Genomic DNA, 12,350 nt, shown 5'->3' on the forward strand with positions numbered 1-12,350 from the left:
AGAAACTGGAAGGCTCCGTCCTCCGCCATGCAAATGGCAATATCCGTTCGGCCCCGCCACATTTCTGCAGGGCCGCTGCTGGCGTGTGACACCGGCGCACTGGTTCATAGACGGAGTCTCGCAGTTTGCAACCCCCAACACCCGCCACTCTCCTTGGCCTCCATCTGAAAGCCTCGTGGTGGCTGCTCTGCCGTGAGGCTCACCGCTCCTCGCATCCGCCTGGAGCATCCCCCGCGCTCATCGTCGTGTTGGCGCTGGCTTCGGCGTCCGAGTCGAAGTTACGGATAAGCACAACGCTTCGTTCGGGGAGGCGTCCAAGAGCGAACTTGCACAACACTGCGAGGTCCCCCTCCGTCACATGCGCCTCGAACTGAGCCTCTTTGGCGGAGGAAATGCCCTTCTCTTCCCAGTACTCGACGGCATCAGCGGCATCAGCGTCGGGGCCCAGCTCAGTGAGCGCGTCGCCCAGCTCGTCAGCCGAGGCATCGTGATACTCGCTGTAGCTGACGTACGTAAGCCCAGGGAAGGTACGGCTCGTGACCCAGGCGGGCAGGTCGGCATTTCCTTCGATCTTCTCAACGGACTTCATTTCGGCGGCAGGCACCACCGGTTCCTTCGCTGGCTCGGTGGCTTCCGAGCACGCGCCCAGTAGACCAACCAGGCCAGTTGCTAGCACTGCTACAAGCACCCGTCTCATGCCAACCCCCACTGTGCAGTTAGTTCGAGGATCGTATCGAAGCCGGGCGATCGACGAGGTGCTGCGGAGACTCCCCTCAACCCACCACTCACCCCGGCTCCCATCCCGTCCACCTTCGCCCCACACACCGTGGAGCGGTCGTAGTTCAGGGCGTCAAAGCGGAGCGCGCCACTGTACGAACGACCTTGACGCCCTGGGCCGCGACTGCTCGGCTCTGCCTGGGTCGAAGGTGGTCGGGATGGGAACCCCTCGACGCTCGCCCCGCTCCGGCCGGCACTCGCGAACGGCGCCCCGTCCCATCCCGGAGTCTGAGCGCCCCCGCCGGAGGCATCCTCGTGAAGCCGCGGGCTTGGTTCTCGTCTCATGCCCCACGGGCCTACACAACGGGCGCGCGTCGGCGGCGGCAGCGCCGAGCGGGCCGAAGGCAGGAGCGCGGGCGCAGCCAGAGCCGGGAAGCACGCCCGGCGGAGCGCAGCCGGGTGCCTTGATGAGGTAGAGAAACCTGTAACAGCTCAGGGTCGTGCGTCTGCTCGGTCGGCAAGCTCCTTCAGTTCCGGGGGCGCTGTGCGCCCGGCGAGAAGGAGGAGTTCCCGGATTGTGTCCCTGGCGGCGACATGAGTGTGGACCAAGTCGGGAGACAGTTCCTCAGCGGCCAGCAACGATCCCAGGGCTTCACCGACTTGGCGTCGCTGTGCATAGGCTCGACCGAGGTCCATGTTGAGTCGGGCTCGGCGCTCCAAGGAGAGAGCGGATGTATCCAGCTCAGTACCGACCTCGATGGCTTCGCCGGCGTCTCCCAGCTCGACTGCGATGGAGACGGTTTGAATCTCCACGTTGGTCGGGCCGAACTCCAAGTTGAAATCGTTTCGGTCCTCCCCAAGCCTTCCTGCGACCTCGCGCGCTCTCTCCATCTCCTCTCGCGCCCGGGGCCGGTCGCCCGCTCGCGCATGGATGAGGGCCAGCGCCAAGTGCAGCGCACCCATGACTGACAGTGCTTCGGGAGCGACTGCAGTTTGTGTGTAGTGCCGTTCCAGAGCGTTCAGAGCCGTGGTCGCGGAGTGTTCAGCCTGGTCGAGGTGCTTGAGACGCACGAACGCCTGGGACAGACGAAAGACGCTGGCGAAGACATCCAGCGTGTTGCCTGATTGCTCCGCCGCGCGAATGGCACGATCTGCCGCCACCCACGCAGCGTCCGCCTCACCCTGCCGAACGAAGGCCGAGGAGAGAGCTTGGTAGGTGCGGCTGAGCAGACCCCAGGCCGTTCCTCGCTCACTCGGCGGAGCCGTTCGCGCCGCGCGCTCGATCCGGGGCACCAGTGGGCCCAACAAGGCGCTGAGCTCAGCGAACTCGTTGGCGTGGGTCAACTCCCATACTCGGTCTACCGCACGTTGGATTTCCTCCAGGCTGGCGGGGCTGGGTTCGGCTGCGTCGAGAAGGACCTCCGGGACGGCGTGCCCCGAGATGACCAATCGGGCCTGGTCGAGATCGTTGGAAAGTTCGACGGCTGGGCCTTCGGCTGGCCCCTGCGCCGGTGCGTCGGCACGCAGCTCTTGGACCGAGACACCAAGTCCGTCTGCCAGCAGGCGTAGTACGTCCAGGCGGTTGACGGGCTGAATGCCCCGCTCAACCTGAGAGAGCCAGCTCGCGGTGCGTCCGATCTCAGCCGCCAACTGCTTCTGCGTCAAACCGCGCGCCTCGCGAAGGCCGGCGACCCGGGCACCGAAAGCGCGGCGTTCCTCTGATGTCACTTCCACACCCCGGCAACGCCCTGGCTCTGTACGAAGGTGACCTCGAAGTCGGTCACATACTTCTCCCGCTCCGCCAGGAAAAGACGGGTGTGCGCCTGCTGCTCGTGCTGATCGAACGCCGCACGGTCGGCGTACAGCTCGTAGAAGATCCGGGAGTTGGGCTCATCCGCCACGGTGTGGACGACGTACGAGAGAGTGCCGGGCTCGTGGGCCCGGATGCCCTGCAGCGTCTCCTCCACCAGAGAGTCGAAGGCTTCCGCCGCCTCCGCGTCGCGCAGGTTGAACCGGACGATCAGGCCGAATCCGCTGGTCATGTGGTCCTCCTCAGGTTGTCGCCCCAGAGTCGCAGAGATGCAGCAACACTACTACTCGCAGCATTCCTTGACTCGCAGTTTTTCTGCGCCTACCTTCATGGAGAAGTTGCGGTCCAGCGAACGTCGCTGGACCTGACTCAAGGAGTTCCGCCATGCCGTTCTTAAAGATCGACACTTCGTCCGCTGTCGTGTTCGTGGCGACGCCTCCGACGCCGAAGCTCGTGAGCAAGCAGATCGGTGAGATCGCGGTGGACCGGGAGCCCGGTGCCCGACTCTCGTCGGTGGGCCTGCTGCCCACCAACCAGGGGGTGAGCAGCCTCCAGCAGGTCACCGTGCCGAGCACGGGCGTCCCGACGAGCCTGTGCCACCCGCTGCACGACTGCCCCCGGTGCGTGAACCAGAGGCAGAGCACCGTCGGGTCCTTGCGGGCGGTGTCGTGATGCGGTGCGTGCACTGGCGCCGGGTGCCCCTCGAACTGGCAGGGGAGACGCGGGAGAAAACGGCCGCTCCGTACGTCGACGGGGCGGTGCGGTGTCGGCTGTCCGCTCACAACGACAGTGAGCACTTTGGTCTCCTCGCCGACGCCGACGCGTACGGGACCGCACTGTGGCTCCGCTGGCACGGACCGGACCAGGTGGCGCTCGTCGTACTGCCGGACTGCCCGGTGGTCGCCCCGGGACATGACGGTGACGGCTGCCGTCTGTTCGCGGACCACACCGCGCAGCACACCTGGGAAAGCGCCCTGGAGGAGGTCCCGTGCGCCGGCTGATCGCGAGCCCGTACAAGGCCCGGCGTCCTCGCTCGCCTCGCAACGAGCAGTGTGGGGACTGCGGTGGGAGTGGCACCGACTCGTCCAGCAGAACCTGTAACGGACTGGGCGAGATTCACTGCCTCGTCGGCCGCCAGGAGTTCCGTCCGCTGTCCCGCTCCGTGATCCGAAAAGAGTGTCACCGATGGCCCACGCGCTGATCGCCTCCCCATTCCTCGACGGACACCTTCTCTTGAAGCCCGGAGCAAGGGCCGGTGCCCGCATCTCCGCCGACCACTTCGATGGCCTGCGCCAGGCTGCCGTCGACGGCGAAGCGCTTCCCGCCTGGGCGGTGCAGACCGCCGCCGATATGTGGGGCCTGGATCTGGGCGGCCGGACCGCGCGGAGCTCCGTGCTGGTGCGCGAGCCGTCCCCGTACGGCTACTGCCGGGCCTCATGGGAGATCAACCTCGGCTGCAACTTCGGCTGCAAGCACTGCTACCTCGGCGAGCGGCCCTTCTCCGGCCTCGGCTGGGAGGACAAGGTGCGGCTGCTGGACATCATGCGCGAGGCCGGCGTCCTCTGGCTCCAGATCACCGGCGGCGAGCCCACCATGGACCCCCACTTCCAGGGCGCCTACCGGTACGCCTGGCAGGCCGGGATGATGCTCACCATCTCCACCAACGGCTCGCTGCTCTGGCGGCCTGACCTCCTCAAGCTCTTCCGCGACTGCCCGCCCTACCGGCTGGTCGTCAGCATGTACGGGGCGAGCGAGGAGTCCTTCGACGCGCTCACCCAGCGCCGCGGGGCCTGGAAGGCGTTCCGCCGCGGCATGGACGCAGCACGCGAGGCGCGGTTACCACTGCGGATCAACGTCGTGGTGACCGAGGACAACGCCTCCGAGGCCGACGAGATGGCCGCCCTCGCCGACGAGTGGAACGTCGAGAACCACGCGTACACCAACATGACTCCTACGATCTACGGCGGCGGCGAGCCGCTCCTCGCCCAGTCCGCCGACCATCTGCGGCAGCGCAAGCCGTTCACCGGCTGCAACGCGGGACACACCTTCTTCCACGCCGACCCGCACGCCAGGGTCTCGATCTGCAAGGTCGGCCGCGACGACCAGATCGACCTGATGACCGAAGGCGTCGACGGGCTCACCCGGCTCGGGGCCATCGCCGACCGCCTCATGCTTCGCACCGGAGGGTGCGAGGGCTGCGCCCTGTCCGGCACCTGCCGGGTCTGCCGCCCTCTGGCCAAGCACTACCAGGAGGCGAAGGCGCCACTGCACAGCTACTGCCAGCACGGAGACAAGGAGAACCCCTCATGACCCCGCCCGTACCGGTGACCATCCTCCCCGGCCCGCCGACCTCGGCCCGCCGCGCGGCCCCGCCCGTCGCGACCGCGTCGATCACCGCCGTCCAGGACCTCGACGTGATCGTGGAGAGCGCGGAGTGCTCCTGCGACGCCGGGGACGACAACCCCCACTGACCGACACGATCCGGTCAACTCCGTTCAGGCCCCGGCGTGCTCGCGTCGGGGACCTGAGCCCTGCCCGGCCCACCGCTAGGGTGCCGCTCATGTTCTTCCGCTGGGACTGGCTCCGGGCCCGACTGACCGCGCCGATCGTGCCGACCCTCGGCCCCGTCCACCCCGACGCCCTGAGCATCGACCTCTTCGAGGACGTCCTGCGAGCGGCCGACACCGGTGGCTTCCTCCCCTACGACAAGGACCGGCGCTGGGGCGGCGAGAAGGACGAGCAGGTCCTCCGTGAGGATGTGGTGCACCAGCCCCAGTACACCCTCGTCCCCACCCTGAACCTGCGCGGACGCGGCACCGTCAAGGTCTTCGCCTACGGAGCCCCTGACAGCGTCGTGGCGGAGGCCGCCGAGCTGGCCGCGAAGCTCGCGGCCGTACACGACGTGGCGGGCGCCCGGGTCGTACGTCCGCTTGGTCCCGGGACCGACGCCCCGCGCGGCACCCGCATCCAACTGAAGGACTTCACCGTCGGCCTCTGCCCTGCCCCCGGCGGTCCGGTCCGCCCTGTCACCGACTGGCCGACCGACGTGCGGAAGACCTTCGCCCCGTTCGCCGAGGCCATGGCGGCCGACGGCCTGGCGTTCCTCCACACCCGGATGCAGACCGGCCGATGCGGCCCGGTCCTCGCCGCCGCCGTCGAGGGGCGGATCGTGGGCGCGATCGGCCCCATGGAAGTACGCCCCGACGCGATCGCACGGCCCCAGCTCATGCCCCAGTACTTCGCCGTCCTGCCCGAGAGCCGAGGCCACGGCACGGGCCGCCTCCTCTGGCGGGCCGCCATGCACTGGGGCCAACGTCACGGCGCCGCCTACCAACTCCTCCAGACCGAGGTCGGCGGCCCCTCCGACAAGCTGTGCCAGTCCGAAGGGCTGGTCTCCCTCGGTTTCCGCCACACGACCCACGTGTAGCCGCGGACAAAGTTGCTGCACTTCGCCGCTGGTCGCTCAAATGCCCACCCCGCACCACGCTCGATCACCACGTGCGCTGTGCCCGACGGCAACACGCGTCCATCACTCTCGGCCCCGGCGCCCGTCCGGGCCTCACGGCCCGGAGCTGATCATGGCTGCGGGCGGGTCGCCCGGTTGAACCGGGGGACCCGCCCGCTCTGCGTTCTCCGAGTCGGTGAACCGCTGCTACAGCACCGGCAGCAGGTTCTTCAGCTCGAACGCCGTGACCTCGCTGCGGTACTCCTCCCACTCCTGCTTCTTGTTGCGCAGGAAGAAGTCGAAGACGTGCTCGCCCAGGGTTTCGGCGACCAACTCGCTCTTCTCCATCAGGGAGATCGCCTCGCCCAGGTTCTGCGGGAGCGGTTCGATGCCCATCGCGCGGCGTTCCGCGTCGGAGAGGGCCCAGACGTCGTCGTCGGCGCCGGCCGGGAGTTCGTAGCCCTCCTCGATGCCCTTGAGGCCGGCGGCGAGGAGGACCGCGTACGTCAGGTACGGGTTGGCGCCGGAGTCGATGGAGCGGACCTCGACGCGGGCCGAGCCGGTCTTGCCGGGCTTGTACATCGGGACGCGGATGAGGGCGGAGCGGTTGTTGTGGCCCCAGCAGATGTACGAGGGGGCCTCGCCGCCCGCGCCTGCCGCGCGGGAGGAGCCGCCCCAGATGCGCTTGTAGGAGTTGACCCACTGGTTGGTGACGGCCGAGATCTCCGCCGCGTGGGTCAGCAGGCCCGCGATGAACGAGCGGCCCACCTTGGAGAGCTGGTACTCCGCGCCCGACTCGTAGAAGGCGTTGCGGTCGCCCTCGAAGAGGGAGAGGTGGGTGTGCATGCCCGAACCCGGGTACTCCGAGAAGGGCTTCGGCATGAACGTGGCCTGGACGCCCTGTTCCAGCGCCACCTGCTTCATCACCAGACGGAACGTCATGATGTTGTCCGCCGTGGAGAGTGCGTCCGCGTACCGCAGGTCGATCTCCTGCTGGCCGGGGGCGCCCTCGTGGTGGCTGAACTCGACGGAGATGCCCATGGATTCGAGCATGGTGATCGCCTGGCGGCGGAAGTCCATGCCGACGTTCTGCGGGGTGTGGTCGAAGTAGCCGGAGCTGTCCGCCGGGGTCGGGCGGGTGCCGTCCACCGGCTTGTTCTTCAGCAGGAAGAACTCGATCTCGGGGTGGGTGTAGAAGGTGAAGCCCAGGTCGGACGTCTTCGCCAGGATGCGCTTCAGTACGTAACGCGGGTCCGCGAAGGACGGCGAGCCGTCCGGCATCAGGATGTCGCAGAACATGCGCGCGGTGCCGGGGGCCTCCGCGCGCCAGGGCAGGATCTGGAAGGTGCCCGGGTCCGGCTTGGCGATCATGTCCGATTCGTACACCCGGGCGAAGCCCTCGATGGCCGAGCCGTCGAAGCCGATGCCCTCGTCGAATGCCTGCTCCAGTTCGGCCGGGGCCACGGCGACGGACTTGAGGAACCCCAGGACGTCGGTGAACCACAGCCGCACGAAGCGGATGTCGCGCTCCTCAAGGGTCCTGAGGACGAATTCCTGCTGCTTGTCCATTGCCACATCCTTGCAGTTCAGACGGTCCGTGCACCACCGCCCGGGGTAGGGGGACACTTCAGTATCGCGACCCGGGATTTCCCCCAGATTACGCACACGGTGTGAGAGGGAGCACCCGGCCACCCGATACGGTCGGCGGCCCTGTCGCGCGGGAGCCTCGGCGGGCCGTGCGGCGGCCCCCGCCCCCGTACCCACCGCACCTGAACGGGTGATTGCGGTCGCGCGCTCCGGGCGGGGCGATGACGATGGGTGCGCTCGGGGCCGTACGGCAGTGCCATCGGCACGCAGGAGGAAATCCCCCATGACGACCGCCAAAGACATCATGCACAGCGGGGCCCGCTGGATTCCCGCCCACGAGACGCTCGACCGTGCGGCGCAGCTGATGCGTGAGCACAACGTGGGCGCGCTGCCCGTCTCCGCCAACGGTGACTCGGACCGGATGGTCGGCATCATCACCGACCGCGACATCGTCGTCGGCTGTGTGGCCAAGGGCCATGACCCCGCGAAGGTGACCGCCGGTGACCTCGCCCAGGGCACGCCCCGCTGGATCGAGGCGGACGCGGACGTGAACGCGGTCCTGGAGGAGATGCAGAACCACCGCATCCGACGGCTCCCCGTCGTCGAGAACAAGAAGCTCGTCGGCATGATCAGTGAGGCCGATCTCGCCCAGCACCTCACCGAGGAGCAGATCGCGGCCTGGGCGGAGAAGGTGTACTCGCGCAGCTGACCCGTTCCCGGAGTCCCGTGGGGGTGGCGGGCCGCTGCCGCCCGTTGGCCCCTGCCCCTTCCCTCTTCGCATACCCTCCCGGGGTAAGCTGCCCCCATGGTGCGTACGGTCGGCGGAGCCCGGAGCGGGAGCGTGATGTGCGGGCAGCTGCTGCTGTTCGCCGCGCTGCTCTTCGGCATCTTCACCATGCACACCGTCGGGCACCCGGCCGAGCATGGCACCCCGTCCGCCCCATCCGCCCCGTCTGCCGTGTCCACGGCCGGGGTTGACGGTGTCTCCGTCGGCACCGGGCACCATTCCTCCCATGAGTCCCACGACTCCCCCATGAGCGGCATGGACCCGCTCTCCGTCTGTCTCGCCGTCCTCGGCGCCTGGGGGCTCGCCCTCGTCGGGCTCTGGCTGTTCGGGGTGCGCGTGGGCGGGCGGAGGCTCGGTACGCCGGTGGGGGCGGGGCTCCTGCGGGTGCTGCGGGCGAATCCGCCGCCCCCGATATCGGTGCTCGCCACCGTCTCGGTGCTGCGTATTTAGGAGTGGGCGTTCACCTCCGCCCTTCCCGACCTCAAGCAACCAGCAGTTCCCAGAGGTGTTTTCAGCATGTCCACACAGCCCACTCGACGCGCCGTGCTCGGTGCCGCTCTCGCCGTCGCCGGTACGGGAGCCCTCGCCGCCTGTTCCGACGGCGGCGGCCACGGCGGCTCCCACTCCCCCGGCGGCGCCCAGGACCCCGGTACGTACGTCTCGCCCGACGGCAAGGAGGTCGCGGCGGCCGAGAAGGCGCGCGGCTCCGGCCCCGTACGGAAGGTCTCCCTCACCGCCACCCGTGCCCGGCTCGATCTGGGCGGCGGCACCACCGTCGCCTCCTGGGCGTACGGGGACCGGCTCCCCGGGCGTGAGGTGCGGGTGACCGCCGGGGAGACCCTCGACCTCACCCTCGCCAACCACCTCCCGCAGCCCACCTCGATGCACTGGCACGGCCTCGCCCTGCGCAACGACATGGACGGGGTCCCCGGGCTCACCCAGCGGGCGATCGCGCCGGGGGCCGACTTCCGCTACCGGTTCGCCGTGCCGCACCCGGGCACGTACTGGTTCCACCCGCACTCCGGCGTCCAGCAGGACCGGGGGCTCTACGCGCCGCTGATCGTGGAGGACCCGAAGGAGCCGTTGGCGTACGACAAGGAGTGGGTCGTCGTCCTGGACGACTGGGTCGACGGGGTGGCGGGCTCCACCCCGGACGCCGTGCTCAAGGAGCTGTCCGGCGGCATGGGCGGCGGGCACGACGGGATGGATCACGGGGCGCACACCATGTCCGGTGAGGACGATCCCGGTGAAGGCGGGCCCGACGGTCCCTCGCGGATGATGATGGGGGCGCGCAGTGAGCTGCTCGGGGGCGATGCCGGTGATGTGGCCTATCCGTACTACCTCGTCAACGGGCGCGTGGCCGATGATCCCGGGACGTTCCGGGCGCGGCCCGGTGACCGTATCCGGCTGCGGATCATCAACGCCGGGGGCGACACCGCCTTCCGGGTCGCGCTCGGCGGCCACCGGCTGACCGTCACCCACACCGACGGGTTCCCCGTCCGGCACACCACGGGGGACGCGCTGCTGCTGGGGATGGGCGAGCGGTACGACGTCCTCGTCACCGCCGGGGACGGGGTCTTCCCGCTCACCGCCCTGGCCGAGGGGAAGAAGGCGTCCGCGCTCGCGGTGCTGCGGACCGGGAGCGGGGCCGCGCCCGACGCCTCCGTACGGCCGAAGGAGCTGGCGGGGAAGCTCGTCGAGGCGGGGCGGCTGGTGCCGGACCCGGCCGTGGCGCTGGAGCGGCGCGCGCCGGACCGGACCGTGCGGATGCGGCTCACGGGCGGGATGGAGAAGTACGACTGGGCCTTCGACGGGCAGCCCTACAGCGCGGAGCGGCGGCGGCCGGTGGTGGCCGGGGAGCGGGTGCGGGCCGTCTTCGAGAACGGGACGGCCATGTGGCACCCCATCCATCTGCACGGGCACACCTTCGCGCTGGCGGGGAACGGCGCCGGGGCCCGTAAGGACACCGCGATCGTGCTGCCGCACCGGTCGCTGACCGTGGAGTTCGACGCCGACAACCCGGGGCTGTGGATGGTCCACTGCCACAACGTCTACCACGCGGAGGCCGGGATGATGACCGTCATCGGGTACCGGGGCTGAGGGTGTGACGCGGCACCGATAACCGCTCCGGCCTGCGGTTCCGTGCGGCCCGGGCAGATTTTGCCCGGGCCGCCGGGACATCGCGTCAGAAAGACGATTACACTGGCCGACGTGCCTCAACTACGTCTCGCACTGAATCAGATCGACTCGACCGTCGGCGACCTCGCCGGCAACTCCGAGGCGATCGTCCACTGGACCCGGCACGCCGCCGAGCAGGGCGCCCACCTCGTGGCGTTCCCCGAGATGGTGCTGACCGGATACCCCGTCGAGGACCTGGCCCTGCGGTCGTCCTTCGTCGAGGCTTCCCGGCAGGCGCTGCGCGCGCTGGCCGCCCGGCTCGACGCGGAGGGCTTCGGCGAACTGCCGGTCGTCGTCGGCTACCTGGACCGCTCCGAGCACGCCGCCGCGCGGTACGGGCAGCCCGCCGGTTCCCCGCGCAACGCGGCGGCCGTGCTGCACCGCGGCGGGATCGCGCTCAACTTCGCCAAGCACCACCTGCCGAACTACGGGGTGTTCGACGAGTTCCGGTACTTCGTGCCGGGCGACACGATGCCCGTCGTACGGGTCCACGGCATCGATGTGGCCCTCGCGATCTGCGAGGACCTCTGGCAGGACGGCGGGCGCGTCCCGGCCGCCCGGTCGGCCGGTGCCGGGCTGCTGCTGTCGATCAACGCCTCGCCGTACGAGCGGGACAAGGACGACACCCGGCTCGACCTGGTCCGCAAGCGGGCCCAGGAGGCCGGCTGCACGACCGCCTACCTGGCGATGATCGGCGGGCAGGACGAGCTGGTCTTCGACGGCGACTCGATCGTCGTCGACAAGGAGGGCGAGGTCATCGCCCGCGCCCCGCAGTTCTCCGAGGGCAGCGTGATCCTCGATCTGGAGCTGCCCGCCGCCGCGCCCGTGGCGCCCTCGGGCGTGGTGGACGACGGGCTGCGCATCGAGCACGTGGTGCTCTCCGACCGGCCCGTGGCCCCGTACGAGCCGGAGCTCGCGGGCGGGTACGCGGACCGGCTGGGCGACGAGGAGGAGGTCTACTCGGCGCTGGTCGTCGGGCTCCGCGCGTACGCGGCGAAGAACGGTTTCAGCAGTGCGCTGCTCGGGCTCTCCGGCGGGATCGACTCGGCGCTCTGCGCGGCCATCGCGTGCGATGCGCTGGGCGCGCGGAACGTGTACGGCGTCTCGATGCCGTCGAAGTACTCCTCGGACCACTCGAAGAGCGACGCGGCGGAGCTGGCGCGGCGGACCGGGCTGAACTTCCGCACCGTACCGATCGAGCCGATGTTCGACGCGTACATGGAGTCGCTGGGGCTCAGCGGTCTGGCGGAGGAGAACCTCCAGGCGCGGCTGCGCGGTACGACGCTGATGGCGCTCTCCAACCAGGAGGGCCCGATCGTGCTGGCGCCGGGCAACAAGTCCGAGCTGGCGGTGGGGTATTCCACGCTGTACGGGGACGCGGTCGGCGCCTACGGGCCGATCAAGGACGTGTACAAGTCCTGGGTCTTCCGGCTGGCGAAGTGGCGCAACCGGGCCGCCGAGGAGCGGGGGCAGACCCCGCCGATCCCGGAGGCGTCCATCACCAAGCCGCCGAGCGCCGAGCTGCGGCCGGGGCAGGTCGACACGGACTCGCTGCCGGACTACGACGTCCTGGACGTGATCCTGGAGATGTACGTGGACCGGGACCAGGGTCTCGACGCCATCGTGGCGGCCGGGTTCGACGCGGAGCTGGTCGCGAAGACGCTGCGGATGGTGGACACCGCCGAGTACAAGCGGCGGCAGTATCCGCCGGGGACGAAGATCTCGCCGAAGGGGTTCGGGAAGGACCGGCGGCTGCCGATCACGAACCGGTGGCGCGAGTCGTCGTAGCGGGGGTGGCGGTCACCGGGGGCGTCCGGTGGCCGCCC

General features: G+C 69.5%; 12 protein-coding genes and 1 pseudogene. 9 read left to right on the top strand and 4 right to left on the bottom strand.

Annotated features, from left to right (window positions below; genetic code table 11):
• Positions 1-199: 199 nt before the first annotated feature.
• From B7C62_07965 to B7C62_07975, 3 genes are all read right to left on the bottom strand, one after another.
• Positions 200-589 carry a hypothetical protein gene (locus tag B7C62_07965; protein ARF72216.1) on the bottom strand — a complete coding sequence of 130 codons (390 nt, stop codon included), beginning with the start codon at positions 587-589 and terminating at the stop codon, positions 200-202.
• 620 nt (positions 590-1,209) lie between these two features.
• A complete protein-coding gene (locus B7C62_07970) occupies positions 1,210-2,445 on the bottom strand; it encodes a transcriptional regulator (GenBank protein ARF72217.1) in 1,236 nt (411 codons plus the stop codon).
• Positions 2,442-2,759, bottom strand: a complete 318-nt coding sequence (locus B7C62_07975; GenBank protein ID ARF72218.1) for an antibiotic biosynthesis monooxygenase — start codon at positions 2,757-2,759, stop codon at positions 2,442-2,444. Before B7C62_07975 ends, B7C62_07970 begins: the two co-directional genes overlap by 4 nt.
• Before the next feature lie 152 nt (positions 2,760-2,911).
• On the opposite strand from B7C62_07975, the pseudogene B7C62_07980 reads away from it, so the two are divergent.
• The 5 genes and pseudogenes from B7C62_07980 to B7C62_08000 all read left to right on the top strand — a co-directional run bounded on the left by B7C62_07980 (position 2,912) and on the right by B7C62_08000 (position 5,954).
• Positions 2,912-3,121, top strand: a pseudogene (locus tag B7C62_07980) (hypothetical protein).
• 77 nt (positions 3,122-3,198) lie between these two features.
• Positions 3,199-3,528, top strand: a complete 330-nt coding sequence (locus B7C62_07985) for a hypothetical protein (GenBank protein ID ARF72219.1) — start codon at positions 3,199-3,201, stop codon at positions 3,526-3,528.
• Complete coding sequence (locus B7C62_07990) at positions 3,516-3,728, top strand: hypothetical protein (GenBank protein ARF72220.1); 213 nt, start codon at positions 3,516-3,518, stop codon at positions 3,726-3,728. The genes B7C62_07985 and B7C62_07990 overlap by 13 nt, the downstream gene beginning before the upstream one ends.
• The gene (locus B7C62_07995) at positions 3,713-4,837 is read left to right on the top strand and encodes a radical SAM protein (protein ID ARF72221.1); all 1,125 of its coding nucleotides are present in this window, start codon (positions 3,713-3,715) and stop codon (positions 4,835-4,837) included. The genes B7C62_07990 and B7C62_07995 overlap by 16 nt, the downstream gene beginning before the upstream one ends.
• Before the next feature lie 250 nt (positions 4,838-5,087).
• Entirely contained in the window at positions 5,088-5,954 is an 867-nt protein-coding gene (locus B7C62_08000) for a GNAT family N-acetyltransferase (GenBank protein ID ARF72222.1), read from the top strand.
• 225 nt (positions 5,955-6,179) lie between these two features.
• On the opposite strand, the gene B7C62_08005 is transcribed toward B7C62_08000, so the two are convergent.
• The gene (locus B7C62_08005) at positions 6,180-7,541 is read right to left on the bottom strand and encodes a type I glutamate--ammonia ligase (protein ID ARF72223.1); all 1,362 of its coding nucleotides are present in this window, start codon (positions 7,539-7,541) and stop codon (positions 6,180-6,182) included.
• A gap of 301 nt (positions 7,542-7,842) precedes the next feature.
• Between B7C62_08005 and B7C62_08010 the strand changes: the two genes are divergently transcribed.
• The 4 genes from B7C62_08010 (at position 7,843) to B7C62_08025 (ending at position 12,312) form a co-directional block, all read left to right on the top strand.
• The gene (locus tag B7C62_08010; GenBank protein ARF72224.1) at positions 7,843-8,268 is read left to right on the top strand and encodes a CBS domain-containing protein; all 426 of its coding nucleotides are present in this window, start codon (positions 7,843-7,845) and stop codon (positions 8,266-8,268) included.
• Between the two features lie 96 nt (positions 8,269-8,364).
• The gene (locus B7C62_08015; protein ID ARF72225.1) at positions 8,365-8,796 is read left to right on the top strand and encodes a hypothetical protein; all 432 of its coding nucleotides are present in this window, start codon (positions 8,365-8,367) and stop codon (positions 8,794-8,796) included.
• A gap of 66 nt (positions 8,797-8,862) precedes the next feature.
• Complete coding sequence (locus tag B7C62_08020) at positions 8,863-10,446, top strand: copper oxidase (protein ID ARF72226.1); 1,584 nt, start codon at positions 8,863-8,865, stop codon at positions 10,444-10,446.
• A gap of 111 nt (positions 10,447-10,557) precedes the next feature.
• Positions 10,558-12,312, top strand: coding sequence for an NAD+ synthase (locus tag B7C62_08025; GenBank protein ARF72227.1), 1,755 nt, complete (start codon positions 10,558-10,560; stop codon positions 12,310-12,312).
• Positions 12,313-12,350 lie beyond the last annotated feature (38 nt).

The organism is Kitasatospora albolonga (genome assembly GCA_002082585.1).
GTDB lineage: Bacteria > Actinomycetota > Actinomycetes > Streptomycetales > Streptomycetaceae > Streptomyces > Streptomyces stephensoniae.

Excerpts from the sequence above, each read along its gene's own strand:
- B7C62_07965 (ARF72216.1), bottom strand. The coding sequence starts at position 589 with ATGAAGTCCGTTGAGAAGATCGAAGGAAATGCCGACCTGCCCGCCTGG.
- B7C62_07975 (ARF72218.1), bottom strand. The coding sequence starts at position 2,759 with ATGACCAGCGGATTCGGCCTGATCGTCCGGTTCAACCTGCGCGACGCG.
- B7C62_07985 (ARF72219.1), top strand. The coding sequence starts at position 3,199 with ATGCGGTGCGTGCACTGGCGCCGGGTGCCCCTCGAACTGGCAGGGGAG.
- B7C62_07995 (ARF72221.1), top strand. The coding sequence starts at position 3,713 with ATGGCCCACGCGCTGATCGCCTCCCCATTCCTCGACGGACACCTTCTC.
- B7C62_08000 (ARF72222.1), top strand. The coding sequence starts at position 5,088 with ATGTTCTTCCGCTGGGACTGGCTCCGGGCCCGACTGACCGCGCCGATC.
- B7C62_08005 (ARF72223.1), bottom strand. The coding sequence starts at position 7,541 with ATGGACAAGCAGCAGGAATTCGTCCTCAGGACCCTTGAGGAGCGCGAC.
- B7C62_08010 (ARF72224.1), top strand. The coding sequence starts at position 7,843 with ATGACGACCGCCAAAGACATCATGCACAGCGGGGCCCGCTGGATTCCC.
- B7C62_08015 (ARF72225.1), top strand. The coding sequence starts at position 8,365 with ATGGTGCGTACGGTCGGCGGAGCCCGGAGCGGGAGCGTGATGTGCGGG.
- B7C62_08020 (ARF72226.1), top strand. The coding sequence starts at position 8,863 with ATGTCCACACAGCCCACTCGACGCGCCGTGCTCGGTGCCGCTCTCGCC.